12 protein-coding genes are annotated in these 12,462 nt (G+C 70.9%); 5 read left to right on the forward strand and 7 right to left on the reverse strand.

Translation table 11 applies throughout. From position 1 onward, the window contains the following. Window positions 1-47: 47 nt before the first annotated feature. The 3 genes from ACQPZA_RS15555 to ACQPZA_RS15565 all read right to left on the reverse strand — a co-directional run bounded on the left by ACQPZA_RS15555 (window position 48) and on the right by ACQPZA_RS15565 (window position 3,015). Window positions 48-1,322 carry a DUF222 domain-containing protein gene (locus tag ACQPZA_RS15555; RefSeq protein ID WP_433281699.1) on the reverse strand — a complete coding sequence of 425 codons (1,275 nt, stop codon included), beginning with the start codon at window positions 1,320-1,322 and terminating at the stop codon, window positions 48-50. Between the two features lie 185 nt (window positions 1,323-1,507). Further along, window positions 1,508-1,870, reverse strand: coding sequence for a hypothetical protein (locus tag ACQPZA_RS15560; protein WP_433281701.1), 363 nt, complete (start codon window positions 1,868-1,870; stop codon window positions 1,508-1,510). Between the two features lie 50 nt (window positions 1,871-1,920). Then, on the reverse strand, window positions 1,921-3,015 hold the full coding sequence (locus tag ACQPZA_RS15565) for a LysR family transcriptional regulator (protein ID WP_433281704.1): 1,095 nt from the start codon (window positions 3,013-3,015) through the stop codon (window positions 1,921-1,923). Here ACQPZA_RS15565 and ACQPZA_RS15570 point away from each other — a divergent pair. Then, window positions 2,936-4,309: an MFS transporter gene (locus tag ACQPZA_RS15570; RefSeq protein ID WP_433281706.1), complete on the forward strand. Its 1,374-nt coding sequence runs from the start codon at window positions 2,936-2,938 to the stop codon at window positions 4,307-4,309. The two genes, ACQPZA_RS15565 and ACQPZA_RS15570, sit on opposite strands and share 80 nt — an antisense overlap. 11 nt (window positions 4,310-4,320) lie before the next feature. Here the strand turns inward: ACQPZA_RS15570 and ACQPZA_RS15575 are convergent, their stop codons facing one another. Both ACQPZA_RS15575 and otnK read right to left on the reverse strand, forming a co-directional pair. Beyond that, complete coding sequence (locus ACQPZA_RS15575) at window positions 4,321-4,950, reverse strand: class II aldolase/adducin family protein (protein ID WP_169395344.1); 630 nt, start codon at window positions 4,948-4,950, stop codon at window positions 4,321-4,323. 38 nt (window positions 4,951-4,988) lie between these two features. Then, the gene (otnK, locus tag ACQPZA_RS15580; protein WP_433281708.1) at window positions 4,989-6,278 is read right to left on the reverse strand and encodes a 3-oxo-tetronate kinase; all 1,290 of its coding nucleotides are present in this window, start codon (window positions 6,276-6,278) and stop codon (window positions 4,989-4,991) included. Between the two features lie 207 nt (window positions 6,279-6,485). Between otnK and ACQPZA_RS15585 the strand changes: the two genes are divergently transcribed. From ACQPZA_RS15585 to ACQPZA_RS15600, 4 genes are read left to right on the forward strand one after another with little or no spacing between them, the layout of a single operon-like run. Further along, window positions 6,486-7,478: a 3-hydroxyacyl-CoA dehydrogenase family protein gene (locus ACQPZA_RS15585; RefSeq protein WP_433281710.1), complete on the forward strand. Its 993-nt coding sequence runs from the start codon at window positions 6,486-6,488 to the stop codon at window positions 7,476-7,478. Next, the gene (locus ACQPZA_RS15590) at window positions 7,475-8,326 is read left to right on the forward strand and encodes a DeoR/GlpR family DNA-binding transcription regulator (protein WP_312859032.1); all 852 of its coding nucleotides are present in this window, start codon (window positions 7,475-7,477) and stop codon (window positions 8,324-8,326) included. The genes ACQPZA_RS15585 and ACQPZA_RS15590 overlap by 4 nt, the downstream gene beginning before the upstream one ends. A 32-nt stretch (window positions 8,327-8,358) precedes the next feature. Then, window positions 8,359-9,654, forward strand: a complete 1,296-nt coding sequence (locus ACQPZA_RS15595; RefSeq protein ID WP_211174009.1) for an MFS transporter — start codon at window positions 8,359-8,361, stop codon at window positions 9,652-9,654. A gap of 51 nt (window positions 9,655-9,705) precedes the next feature. Further along, on the forward strand, window positions 9,706-10,617 hold the full coding sequence (locus ACQPZA_RS15600) for a TIGR03560 family F420-dependent LLM class oxidoreductase (protein ID WP_433281713.1): 912 nt from the start codon (window positions 9,706-9,708) through the stop codon (window positions 10,615-10,617). Between the two features lie 14 nt (window positions 10,618-10,631). Here the strand turns inward: ACQPZA_RS15600 and ACQPZA_RS15605 are convergent, their stop codons facing one another. Then, on the reverse strand, window positions 10,632-11,210 hold the full coding sequence (locus ACQPZA_RS15605; RefSeq protein ID WP_433281716.1) for a helix-turn-helix domain-containing protein: 579 nt from the start codon (window positions 11,208-11,210) through the stop codon (window positions 10,632-10,634). 44 nt (window positions 11,211-11,254) lie between these two features. Further along, complete coding sequence (locus ACQPZA_RS15610) at window positions 11,255-12,427, reverse strand: aminotransferase class V-fold PLP-dependent enzyme (RefSeq protein ID WP_433281718.1); 1,173 nt, start codon at window positions 12,425-12,427, stop codon at window positions 11,255-11,257. Between the last annotated feature and the right edge of the window lie 35 nt (window positions 12,428-12,462).

Raw genomic sequence — 12,462 nt, forward strand, 5'->3', positions numbered from 1 at the left:
GGCGCGCTCAGATGTGACCACCGCGGTCTGACCTGGCGGCTGCGCACTTATGCGGCGAGGTGCAGGAGTGGTTTGCGGCGGGGTCTTCGTTGGGGGTCGATCCAGGCGGGTGGGATCAGTTCGGGCAATCCGTCGCGGATGCGGACTTCCCATTCGGAGTGGTGCTGGAGGCGGTGGCAGGCGCGGCAGAGCATGACGCAGTTGTGCAGGGCGGTGTCGCCGCCGTCCTGCCAGGCTGTGATGTGGTGGACCTCGCACCACGACGGTGGTCGCCCGCAGCCGGCGCAGCCGCGGTCGCGGGCGGCGATGGCGCGGCGCAGGCCGTCGGGGATGGTGCGGGTGACCCGTCCGACGTCGAGCGGCTGACCTTTGCCGTTGAGCACGACCGGCACGACCGCGGCATCACAGGCCAGCATCCGCAACGACTCCGGCGACAACGTGCCCCCGAAGTCCAAACACGCGGCGCGAGCCCGGTTCTCCAGGTCCTCCAGCCGGATCAGCACATTCAGGTGTGGACGCCGCCCGCCACACGCGGGCACATCACCGTGGTCGAGCACGTAGCCGCACACGTCGGCCAGCGCGTCGGCCTGGCGTTGCGCGAGGCTGCGGTGCTCGTCGCCGCTGGCGGGTCGGGCGTGGGCGTCGATCACGGTGGCGATGGCGTCGAACATGGCGGCGTCGTCGAACTGGCCCTTCAGGGTGCCGCCCGGCTTGCCGCGGTGGCGGACCAGGTGCAGTTCGTTGACCGGCGCGGGTGGCCGGTCATCGGGCTCGGGCCCGTCCTCGTCGAGGGCCTCGACCAGTGCGGTGCCCCAGGTCTGCAGCTCCGAGGGGGTGTAGACCGCGGCTTTGTCGGCGAGTTGGGCTTCCGCACCGGCCGACAGCTGCGGGCTGAGCCGCTCCGCGGCCGGGCTGGCCAACACGCGGGCGATCACCGCGACGTGCCGCAGGCCGGTGTGCCCGGCGGCGAACACCGCTGCGGTGGCAGGCAGCTTCGCGGGCAGTGCGGTGCCATCGAGGCTCACCCGCGGGCAGACCTGTTCGGCGGCGACCACCCGCTGGCGGGCCTCGAACCGTTCCCATCCGAGCAGATCCCCCAACGCCGCCGGGGTCGACTTATAGCCGCGCTCGGCGAACGTGCCGCGCCGGTCCAGCGTGGCCACGGTGGCGATGACGACCCGGTCCAACCGGCGGCTGGTGCCTTCGCAGAGGGTGAGCACGGAGAGCAGGTCGTCGTCGGTAGCGGATTCAGCGGCCCCGGACAGCGCGTCGATCGCCTCGACCAGGAGGCGATGCGCGGTGGTGAGCGGGCTGTCCGACACCCCTTCATCATACTCGAACATATGTTCGAATCGATGTTCGTCGTCGCAGGTCAACGTCCGTTCAGCGCTGTGGCCGACCCCCGTATCGACCGGCGACCCGCGCCAGCGGGGCGAGCCTCGAGTGCGGCGCATCGCCGGGCGGGATCGGCGGCGATCGGTGCCGCCACTTCAGCCGGCCGGAAGGGCTACGAGGGGCGGCCGCGCTCCGCGGCGACGATCTCCCGCACGGCCGGGACCGTTTCCGCGGCGAACCGACGGATGACGTCCGTGGACTCGATCCGGTAGAGGATGAACGTACTGATGCCCTGGGTGAGGGCGAGCTCGGCGAGCTGCTCGACCCACGCCTTGGGTGGCCCCTGCAGGAAACCGCCGCCTTCCGCGGTGAACTCGCCGGCGATGTTGTAGGCGCGCCGTACGGCCTGCGGCGCGCGGCCCGCGTCGGAGGCCGCCTCGTCGATGATCGCGTTGGCCGCCGCGAGGTGCTCCGGGGGGAGGTACGGAGAGCCCGTCGACGTCCAGTGGCATCTATCCAGCCTAGGAGGCGGCACACCGACTTCCACGCCCGCTGCGCCGGTCGCGAGTCGTCGAGGTCTCGTGCTCAGGGGCGGGCCGTCGCGTACAGGACGTCGCGCATGCCGGGCAACGACTCCTGGTCTTCTCGCCAGACCAGCCGCAGGCTGAGATCGGGGAGTGGGAGGTCGAGTTGGGTCAGGGCGCCGGAGCGGAGGCTGTCGGCGACCGCGAACCGGGGTAGCAGCGTGATTCCGAGGCCGTGCTCCGCCCATGCGCGCATCACCGGGACGCCTCCCACTCTGATCCGTTCGGGACCGGGGCCGAGGATCGTGTTCCCGGCCATCCAGAACGAGCACTCCGGCACGTTGACCAGCAGTCGCTCGTGTTCGAGGTCGCGGGGAGTCAGCCCGGCTCGGGCGGCGAGCGGGTGGGCCGGCGCGGATACCAGTGCGAGGGGGATCGGGTCGAGGTCGACGAAGGTGAGCGGTGCGGCGGGGGCGGGAAACCCGAGTCCGCCGACGTCGTCGCCGCAGTCCAGCAGCAGGGCGGCTTCGAGCCGTCCCTCGATCACGTCGGCGAGGAGACTGTCGCGGGCGCGTTCGGTGTGGATCTCGAGGTCGATGTCGGGCCGGCGTTCGGCGAACCGGGCGAACACCCTGGGCACGTAGGAGCCGGCGAGGGTTTCCAGCGCGCCGAGCCGCAGCAGTTGCCGTTCGCCTCTGACGTCGCGGGTGGCCCGCGTGGCCTGGTCGAGCAGCGACCGTGCCCATCCCTGCAGTCGTTGTCCGGCGGGGGTCAGCTCCATTCCCTTGGGGCCGCGCACGAACAGGGCCACACCGAGTGCTCGTTCGAGAGTCCGGATCTGCTGGGAGACGGACGACGGGGCGAGGTCGAGCGCGACGGCGGCGTCGGTCACGGTCCGGTGCTGGACGACGGCCTCGAAGGTCCTGAGTTGGCGCAGCTCCACAGCCGCACAAGCAGTGCCGAACGTTCGGAAATTCCGAACGGGACGTGCTGCTCCGGCGGTGGAGCCGCCGGCCTGCCGAAACGGACAGTGGGGCGCGTCATCCCCACATTCGTCTTCGGGAGCTGTCTCAGGCATGACCTTCTCGAGTTCACCCGCGCCGCTTTCGGCGAGTCCCCGTCCCGGGCGGGGGCGTGCCCACGCGCTGGCAGGCATCTCGCTGGGCTACTTCATGGTGCTGCTGGACATGACCGTGCTGTCGATCGCCGAGCCCGATCTGGCGTCGTCTCTCGACACCTCGATGGCCGGGCTGCAGTGGGCGACGGCGAGCTACACCGTGGCGTTCGCTGCCCTGCTGCTGTCGGCGGGGGCGGCGGCGGACCGCTTCGGCGCCGAGCGGCTCTTCCGGGCCGGGATCGCGGTCTTCACGCTCGCTTCCCTGCTCAGTGCATTCGCCCCGGGACTGGGGGCCCTGGTCCTCCTGCGTGCGATCTCGGGCGTCGCCGCGGCGGCATGCGTGCCCGCCTCGATGGCGATGATCGCCCAGCTGTACCCGGAACCGGCGGCGCGGGCGCGGGCGGTCTCGGCATGGGCCGCGATCAGCGGTGCGGCGGTTGCGGCCGGTCCGATCGCGGGTGGTGCCCTGGTCGGCGCGGCCGGCTGGCGGTCGATCTTCCTGGTCAACGTGCCCATCGGCTCGGCGGTGCTGGCGCTGACGCTGGGCCGGGCGTTGGCCTGCCCACGCGGTGACCGCCGGATCGACTGGTCCGCCCAGCTGGCAGCCGCCGCGGTGCTGGCCCTGTTCACGGACGCACTGATCGCCGCCGGTGCGCAGGCATGGGCTCACGCCGCGTGGACGTCGGTGGGTCTCGGGGTGTCGGCGCTGGCGTTCTGCGGCCTGGAACGTCGTAGCCCGGCTCCCGTCCTGCACCGTGCTCTGCTGCGGTCCCGCCGGGTGCGGGCCGGGCTGCTGGCGGCTGCGGCGGTGAACTTCGCCTTGACCGGAGGGCTGTTCGTGCTGCCCCTGTTGTTGCAGCAGCAGCGCCATCTGAGCCCCCTGCAGACCGGGCTGGCGTTCTTGCCTCTGACTCTTCCCTTCGCGGCCAACCCGCCGTTCACGGGCAAGATCGTGGCACGGGTGGGTCCTCGCCGGCCGATCCTGGCCGGTTTGGCTCTGCTGGCCGCCGGAGGTGCCGTGCTGGCAGGCACGGTCTTCGCCGAGGGCGGCTACCCGTGGCTCGCGGTGGGCCTGCTGTTGACCGGCTTCGGCGTCTCCTACGCCATGCCGGCGCTGGTCACGGCCCTTGTCGGCGTCGCCCCGGCGGGCACGGCCGGTGCGGTGGGCGGCCTGCTCAATGCCGTACGTCAGGTCGGCGCCACCCTCGGCGTCGCCATCATGGGTGCTGCCGTCGCCGCAGGCACCGGGTGGGCTCTGCTGATGTCGTCCGCAGTCTGTGCCATTGCGTGGTCGGTGTTCGCTCTCGCGCGCCGTGAGGAGACGACCGGATGACGCGCTCCGCGTCAGCCCCAGGGCGAGTCGTACTTCGTCGCCAGCCGGTCGACGGCCTCCGCCGGCAGTAGCCGGAACGGGCGTGAGCCGAGCTGTAGCAGCAGGGCGCACGTCTGTTCGAGTTCGACGGCCGCGTCCAGCGCTTCGCGAACGGTGCGCCCGGCCGTGATCGCGCCGTGGTTCTGCAGCAGTGCCGCCCGGAACCGGGAGTCGGACGCCTCGATGGCGTCGGCCTGGGCCGCGTCACCGGGATCGGCGTAGGGGATCAGGGGAGTCTGGCCGACGCGCATGACGAAGTAGGGGGTGAGCGGCGGAACTGCGCTGCGTTCGGACCAGGGGTCGAGGCACGAGTACGCGGATGCGGCGAGGGAGTGCACGTGGACGACGGCTCGCACCGTCTCGTCGCGACGGTAGAACGCCCGGTGGAACGGATACTCCTTCGAGGGCGCGGGGCCGGAGAGCAGCGTTGCGTCGAAGTCGAGCTCCGAGAGCCGCTCGGGGATCAGCGACGCGAGATCCGATCCGGTCGGCGAGATGATGATGCGGTCGCCGTGGCGGACGCTGAGGTTGCCCGACGAGCCCGGGCTCATGCCGGCTCCCGCGAGCTGCGCCGCGGCGGCCACGAGCTCCCTCCTCAGCATCGCTTCTGTCTCCACGGACGTCCGAGATCCGTTGTCGCTCACTCGCTCATGCCCCGTTCCAGTTCGTGCCACGCCTCGGTGAACATGTCGACCGCGCCGAAGTTGCCCGACTTCAACGCGACGTTCAGCGGGTCGCCCGCCGCCGTCGTGGCCTCGCTCCACGCGACTCCGGCGGCGATCGCGGGACCTATCCGTAGCTGCGTCACGCCGAGCTCGGCCATGACCCGTCCCGAGCTCTCGCCGCCTGCCACGATCAGACGTGTCGCGCCGAGCGCCACGAGGTGCCGGGCGACGGCGCCGAAGGCGCGCTCCACGAGCTCAGCGGCGCCGGGCGTGTCGTGATCGACGTCAGCGAGGGAGTCCGCCGAGTAGACGAGCGGGATGGCCGTGGGGTCCTCGTCCCAGCAGGCTGCGGCCCAGGCGGCGATCTCCCCGGCGGCATCCTCGACGTTCCGGGCGAGCCCGGCCACGTCGAGCTTCCGCCACGGCAGCCGGGCCCGGGCGAAGGCGACCTGGTCGCGGGTGCGCTGCGAGGCGCTGCCGCAGAGCACGGCGCGGCGGCCCTCGACCACCCGGATCCTTCTGGCGTCGGACGCGGCGCGCTCGGGGATTCCCAGCGCCAGCCCCGATCCACCGGTCACGACCCGCAGTGCGCCTGAGGCCGCCATGATCGCTTCGAGGTCCTCGTTCTCGATCGCGTCGACCACCAGGGACACCGGCCCGTCGCCGCGCGGCGCCTCCAGGCTCCGGGCCAGCTCGGCACGGCCCGCGCGCACGGTCGGGAGCGTGATGAGCTCCACCCGCCCCGTGGTCTGCGGAGCGAGCAGGCGCGGTAGCGAGGAGTCGAGCATCGGGGTCAGCGGATGGTGCCGCATCGGGCTCTCGTCCAGCAGTTCGTCGCCGACGAACAGATGCCCGCGGTAGACGGTGCGCGCGGCGTCGGGGAAGCTCGGCGCCACGATCGTCCGATTCTCGCCGGTGCGCGCGAGCACGGCGTCGATGACCGGCCCGATGTTCCCCTCGGGTGTCGAGTCGAAGGTGGAGCAGTACTTCACATAGATCCGCTCGGCACCCACGGACTCCAGGTACTCCAGCGCCGCCACGCTCTGCGCCACCGCGACGTCGATCGGAGCGGTGCGCGACTTGAGTGCCACCACGATCGCGTCGATGTCGTCCACGTCTGTGGGCAGCCGCCCGGGCCCGAGCAGCACCCCCGAGTCGGAGAACGGCTGCAGCAGCACGACCGTGCGCAGGCCGCGGGACACCAGGTTCGTGGCGAGATCGGTCGCCCCCGTCACGTCGTCGGCTATGCAGCCCCACTGCGGCACGTGCAACCCCTCTCGACGCGCGCTGTCCGAAGCGCGTGAATTGCCGTGTTCTCCTATGTGAAGATACGTTATCAGAGTTGACGCTCATGTGAACGCGAAGCTAACGTGCGTTCATGGCGACACGGTGACGTCGTCGCCTCCCGCAGCCCCGAGGGAGTGGTCCGAATGTCGAGCGATCAAGTAACCCGGATCCGCACCATCGCGGTCGTGGGATCGGGATACATGGGCGGCGGGATCGCTCAGGTGCTCGCTCTGTCCGGGCGCGACGTCGTGCTGAGCGACGTCGACGCGGCCAAGGCGGAGGCCGCGCGCGTCCGGCTCCTCGACGAGGCGCGGCGTTTCGTCGACTCGGGGCTGTTCGACCCGGGCTCGGTGGAGATCCTGGAGCAGCGGCTGCGGGCCGCCGACAGCATCGAGTCCGCCGTGGCGGACGTCGACTACGTCACCGAGGCCGTCTTCGAGGACCGCACGGTCAAGGCCGATGCGCTCCGGCGGATCTCCCGCGCCGCCCGCGCCGACACCGTGATCGGCTCGAACACCTCGGCCATCCCGATCGCCGAGCTCGCCGAGTCGGTCGAACGCCCCGAACGCTTTCTCGGCGTGCACTGGATGAACCCGGCGCCGTTCGTCCCCGCCATCGAGCTCATCCCCACCTCGCACACCTCGGCCGACGCGATCGCCGGTGTCGAGGCCATGCTCGTCGAGGCCGGGAAAACGCCGGCCCGGGTCGCCGACAGCCCCGGCTTCGTCGCCAACAGGCTCCAGTTCGCGCTGTACAAGGAGGCCGTGCGGATCGTGGACGAGGGTCTGGCCACCCCGTCGCAGATCGACACCGTCGTGAGCAACGCGTTCGGGTTCCGGCTCGCCCTCTTCGGCCCCTTCGCGATCGGTGACATGGCCGGCCTGGACGTCTACGCCGCCTCCTACGGCAGCCTGGCCGCCGAGTACGGCGAGCGGCTCGCTGCGCCGGAGACGCTGACCGCCACGGTCGAGGCGGGCAACCTCGGGATCAAGAGCGGGCGCGGGTTCCTCGACATCCCCAGCGAGGACGTTCCGGCGCTGCTCGCCTACCGCGACGCCGCGTATCGCCGCCTGAGCGTCCTGCGCCGCGAGCTCGGCGCCGCACCCGGCCTGGAGGCGGCAGCCCAGAAGGAGGCAGCGCAGAAGGAAGCGGCGGAGAAGGAAGAAGCGGGGCAGTGAGCGAGAGGGACTCGAACCTCATCCCCGACCAGCGACGGGAGAAGCTCATGCGGTCGCTGCGCCGGGACACCGTCCTCAGCGTCGCTCAGCTCACCGAGCTTCTCGGGGTCTCCCACATGACCGTGCGCCGCGACATCGCCGTGCTCGAGCGGGAGGGTCGGGCCTACTCCGTGCCGGGCGGCGTGCGCCATGCGAGCCCCATGCACGAGGAGCCGACCTTCGCGACGAAAGCGGGCACCGAGCTCGCCGAGAAGGCCGCCATCGCGCAGGTGGCGGAGGCGCTGCTGCACGACGACATGACGATCTACCTCGATGCCGGCACGACCACCGGCGCGCTGGTCCCGGCGATCCGCGCACGCAGCGGGATGACGGTGATCACGAACGACAACGTCATCGTCGAGGACCTCACCGGCTCGGCGACCGTGGACGTGATCCACACCGGCGGCCGTCTCGACCACACCAACCGGTCCACGGTCGGGCGCCTCGCGGCCCAGACGCTGCGGCAGCTCAACACGGACCTCGCGTTCATCAGCACCAGCTCCTGGGACCTGAGCCGGGGCGTCACCACGCCGACCGAAGCCAAGGTCGAGGTCAAGCTCGCGGCCCTGGACGGCGCCTCCGAGTCGGTGCTGCTGGCCACGAGCACGAAGTTCGGGACCTTCGGCATGTACGACGTCGTTCCGCTGCGCCGCTTCGACCGCATCGTCACCGACGACAGGCTGCAGGCCGCGGCGGCCGACGGCATCCGCGATCTCGGTGTCGAGCTCGACCTCGCGCACGCCGAACCCACCGAAGACGCGGTACCCGGGATCCGGGCTGTGCGGGCCGGTGAATCCGCCCGGCACTGACGTTCATCGCGAGAGAACTGGCGGTCTCACACGTGCAACTCACCACTCAACGAGGAGTCCACAACCAGGGCGGTACCCGGATCTCCGGGCTGCGCTGGTGGATGTTCGGGTTCTTCGTCCTCATCATGATCATCAACTACATCGACCGGTCGTCGTTGTCGATCGCGATGCCGTTGATCAGCAAGGAGTTGCACCTCGGCGCGGCGACCACGGGGCTCATCCTGAGCTCGTTCGGCTGGACCTACGCCCTGATGCAGCTGCCCGGCGGCTGGCTGGTCGACAAGCTGAAGCCGCGCAGGGTCGTGTCGGCGAGCCTGCTCGGCTGGGGGATCATCGAGGGGCTGACCGGACTCGCCAACGGCGTGGCCTCGCTCATCGGCATGCGGATGCTCCTCGGCGTCTTCGAAGGCCCGGTGCAGAACGGCGCCAACGCCTCACTGACGCGCTGGCTGCGCACGAGTGAGCACGCCCGCGGCAGCACGCTCGTCGACGGCGGCGGCCCGCTGGGCACGGCGTTCGGTGGGCTGCTGGTGACCGGTCTGATCGTCTGGCTGGGCACCTGGCGGCTGGCGTTCGCCGCCGTCGGCGTCATCACGGTCCTGATCGGCGTCGTGGCCTGGGTCTTCATGCGGGACGACCCGGCCACCCACCCCCTGATCACGCGCAAGGAGGTGGAGTACCTCGAGAAGGGTGAGGTCGAGGACGGCCCGGAGCCCGTCGTGCAGGGGTCGGCTCTGCGGTACTTCCGGTTCCGGAGTCCCTGGCTGCTGCTGCTGGCGTTCTTCGGGTACGACGCGGTGCTCTACGGCCTGCTGACCTGGGCGCCGTCGTACGTGAGCGAGGTCCAGCACGTCTCCTTCGGCATGACCGGCGTGTGGACGTTCGTCATCTTCGGCGCGGGCTTCGTCGGCGAGCTGTTCGCCGGTCAGGTGGCCGACCGGTGGATCCGCTCGGGTGCCTCGCCCAACCTCGTGCTGCGATCCCTGCTCGGCTTCGCCGGCCTCGGGGTCGCCGTCGCGATCATTCTCGTCAACACGGTGACCACGCCCGCGGCGGCCATCCTGCTGATCAGCCTGGCGAACTTCTTCCTCCGCTGGGGCGGGCTCTACTGGGCCGTGCCCGCGCGGCTCGCGTCGAAGCAGCACGTCGGCCGGCTCTCGGGGGCGATGAACTTCTCGGGCAACGTCGCCGGGATCCTCACCCCCATCCTGGTCGGGGTGATCGTCCAGGCGACCGGCAGCTTCGTCGGCGTCTTCATCATGTTCGCCGTGGCGGGCGTGCTGATGGCGGTCCCGTCGGTGGCCATCGACTACTCGCGCAAGCTCTGACGTCGCTCACGTCCGCGCCGCCCGCGGTCGGGCGAGTATTACGTTCAGGGCATGGACTTCTCCTTGTGGCCCGTGGGCTCGCGGTCGTGGCAGGACATCCTCGACGGCGCCGAGTACGCGGAGCGCACCGGTTGGCACGGGGTCTGGTTCGCCGACCACTTCATGGCCAACGGGGCCGAGGGCGTCGGGGTCCCGATGAACGAGTGCATGGCGGTGCTGTCGGCGCTCGCCGGCCGCACCGAACGGGTCCGGCTCGGTTCGATGGTGCTCGGCAACACCTACCGGCACCCGGCCGTCGTGGCCAACCAGGCGGCCACCATCGACCAGATCAGCGGCGGCCGGTTCGTGCTCGGTGTCGGCGCGGGCTGGCAGGTCAACGAGCACGAGGCGTACGGCATCGACCTGCCGCGCCCGGGGGAGCTGCTCGCCCGCTTCGACGAGGCCTGCCAGGTGATCAAGGGCCTGCTCACCCAGGACCGCACGGACTTCGACGGGAAGTACTACCACCTCTCCGGCGCGCCACTGGAGCCCAAGCCGGCGGCGATGCCGCTGCTGATCGGCGGCGCGGGGGAGAAGGTCACCCTCGGCATCGTCGCCAGGTACGCCGACGAGTGGAACCACTGGAGCCTGCCGGAGCTCGCCGTCCACAAGGGCGAGGTGTTCCGCGGCCACTGCGAGAAGATCGGGCGCGACCCGAGCACGGTGCGCCGGTCCACCCAGGCGCTGTTCGAGGTGATCACGCCGGGCGACACCGAGGCCGAGGAGCGCCGCGAACGGCTGCTGGCGGCACGCAGGCTGCCGGTCGTGATGGGCAGCGCCGAGGAGCTGATCGACACGTTCGGCCGGTACATCGAGGCGGGCATCGACGAGCTCCTCATCCCGGACTCCACCCTCGGCGACGGTCAGCGGCGGTTCGACGCGCTCGAACGCCTCCGCGAGGAGGTCATCCTCAAGCTCGGTTGAGCTGGTCCGCCAGGTCAGCGGGTGCGGGCGCGCACATGGGTCCGCTCGCCCTGCTGTCCGAAGAGGATGAGCAGCTCGGCCGGGTCGTCGTCGGCCGCGCCCACCCAGTGCGGGACGTGGGTGTCGAACTCGGCGACCTCGCCGGGGGTGAGAACGAGGTCCTGGTCGCCGAGGAGGAGCCGGAGCCGCCCGTTGAGGACGTAGAGCCACTCGAAGCCCTCGTGGGTCTGCAGTTCGGGGTCGGTGGGGCCCGGACCACCCGGGATGATCATCTTGTAGGCCTGCAACCCGCCTGCGCGTCTGGTCAGTGGCAGGAACGTGCGGCCGAAGCGGCGGATCGGGCGGATGTGGACCCGCGGGTCCCCGGTGGGCGGCGCGCCGATCAGCTCGTCGAGCGGCACTCCGTGCGCGCGCGCCAGCGGCAGCAGCAGCTCCAGGTTCGGCCGCCGCCGGCCGCTCTCCAGCCGTGACAGCGTGCTCTCCGAGATGCCGGTGGTCGCCGCCAGGTCGGCCTGGGTGACACCGCGCCGCCGCCGCAGCGCCCGCAGCCGTGGCCCGACCGCGCGCAGTACGTCGTCCAGGTCGTCGTCCATGAGGGCGGAGCTTGCCGTTCCGGCAAACGCGCTTGCAACCCGTGTCAGTGCGTGGTGCGCAGGAGATGCCGGTGGGTGTGCAGGGCCGCCAGTACGGCGTCGATGTCGGTGGTGTCGTTGTAGCAGTGCGGGGAGATCCGGACGTTGCCGTCCCGGGAGCTGACCACCACGCCGTCCTTCTCCAGGGCGGCGACGCAGGCGTGCTCGTCGGTGGTGGCGACGGCCAGCATCGGCCCGTGCAGGCGTTCCGGCGTCACGACGATGCCACCGATCTCCTCGACGCCGCTCCGGAGCCGGGTCAGCAGTCCTTCGACGTGAGCCCGGGTGCGTCCGATCCCGATCTCGAGCATGAGCTCGATGCCCGCCGCCGCCGCGTACAGGCTGGGCACCGGCGGGGTGCCCGACTCGAAGCGCCGGGCGTCGGTCGCGGGATCGTAGGAGTGGATGTTCATCGCCCAGATGTCCCGTGCCCCGAACCATCCGGTGCTCGTCGGGACCAGCGCGGCCGTGGTGTCGGCGCGGGCGTAGAGGAAGCCGACGCCGGGCGAGCCGAGCAGATACTTCAGGCATCCACCGCTGACGAAGTCCGCGCCGAGATCGCGGACGTCCAGCGGGATCGCCCCGACGCCCTGATAGGTGTCCACCAGGACGAGCGCGCCACGTGAGTGCGCGAGCTCGACCACGGGCTTCAGGTCGAGCAGGGCGCCGTTGCGGTAGCAGACCTGCGTGATCGACACGATCAGCGTCCGGTCGTCGATCGCCTCGGCGAAACGGTCGAGCGGAATGGTGTTGTCGGAGTCCGACCCGACGTGGACGACCTCTGCTCCGCGCCTCTCCTGGGCGTGCCAGATCTGGCCGATCGTCGGGAACTCCAGGTCGGTCGTCACCACCCTGTTGCGCTCGCCCGAGAAGTCGAGAGCGCTGGCGAGAGCGGCGATTCCCGCGGATGACGAGGTGGTCACCGCGACCTCGGAGGCCTGCGCACCGAGCAGGTCGGCCAGGAGGCCGCGCACCCGGTCCTGCCGCTCGATCCAGTGGTCCCACGAGGACCCCTCGCGTTCCATGCTCCCGAGGTACTCGTCGTAGGCGCTCCGGACCGCATCGGACAGCGCACCCTGCGAACAGGAGTTCAGGTAGACCAGGTTCCTCAGCACCGGGAACCGGCTTCTGACGTCATCGGGCAGGGTGAGTGTCGAGCCTGCCGTTCCTGCGGACATGGTGCGTGTGCTCCTCGGGTCGTCGGGCCTGGTCG

This window comes from Pseudonocardia xinjiangensis, from assembly GCF_050948425.1.
Taxonomy (GTDB): Bacteria; Actinomycetota; Actinomycetes; order Mycobacteriales; family Pseudonocardiaceae; genus Pseudonocardia; species Pseudonocardia xinjiangensis.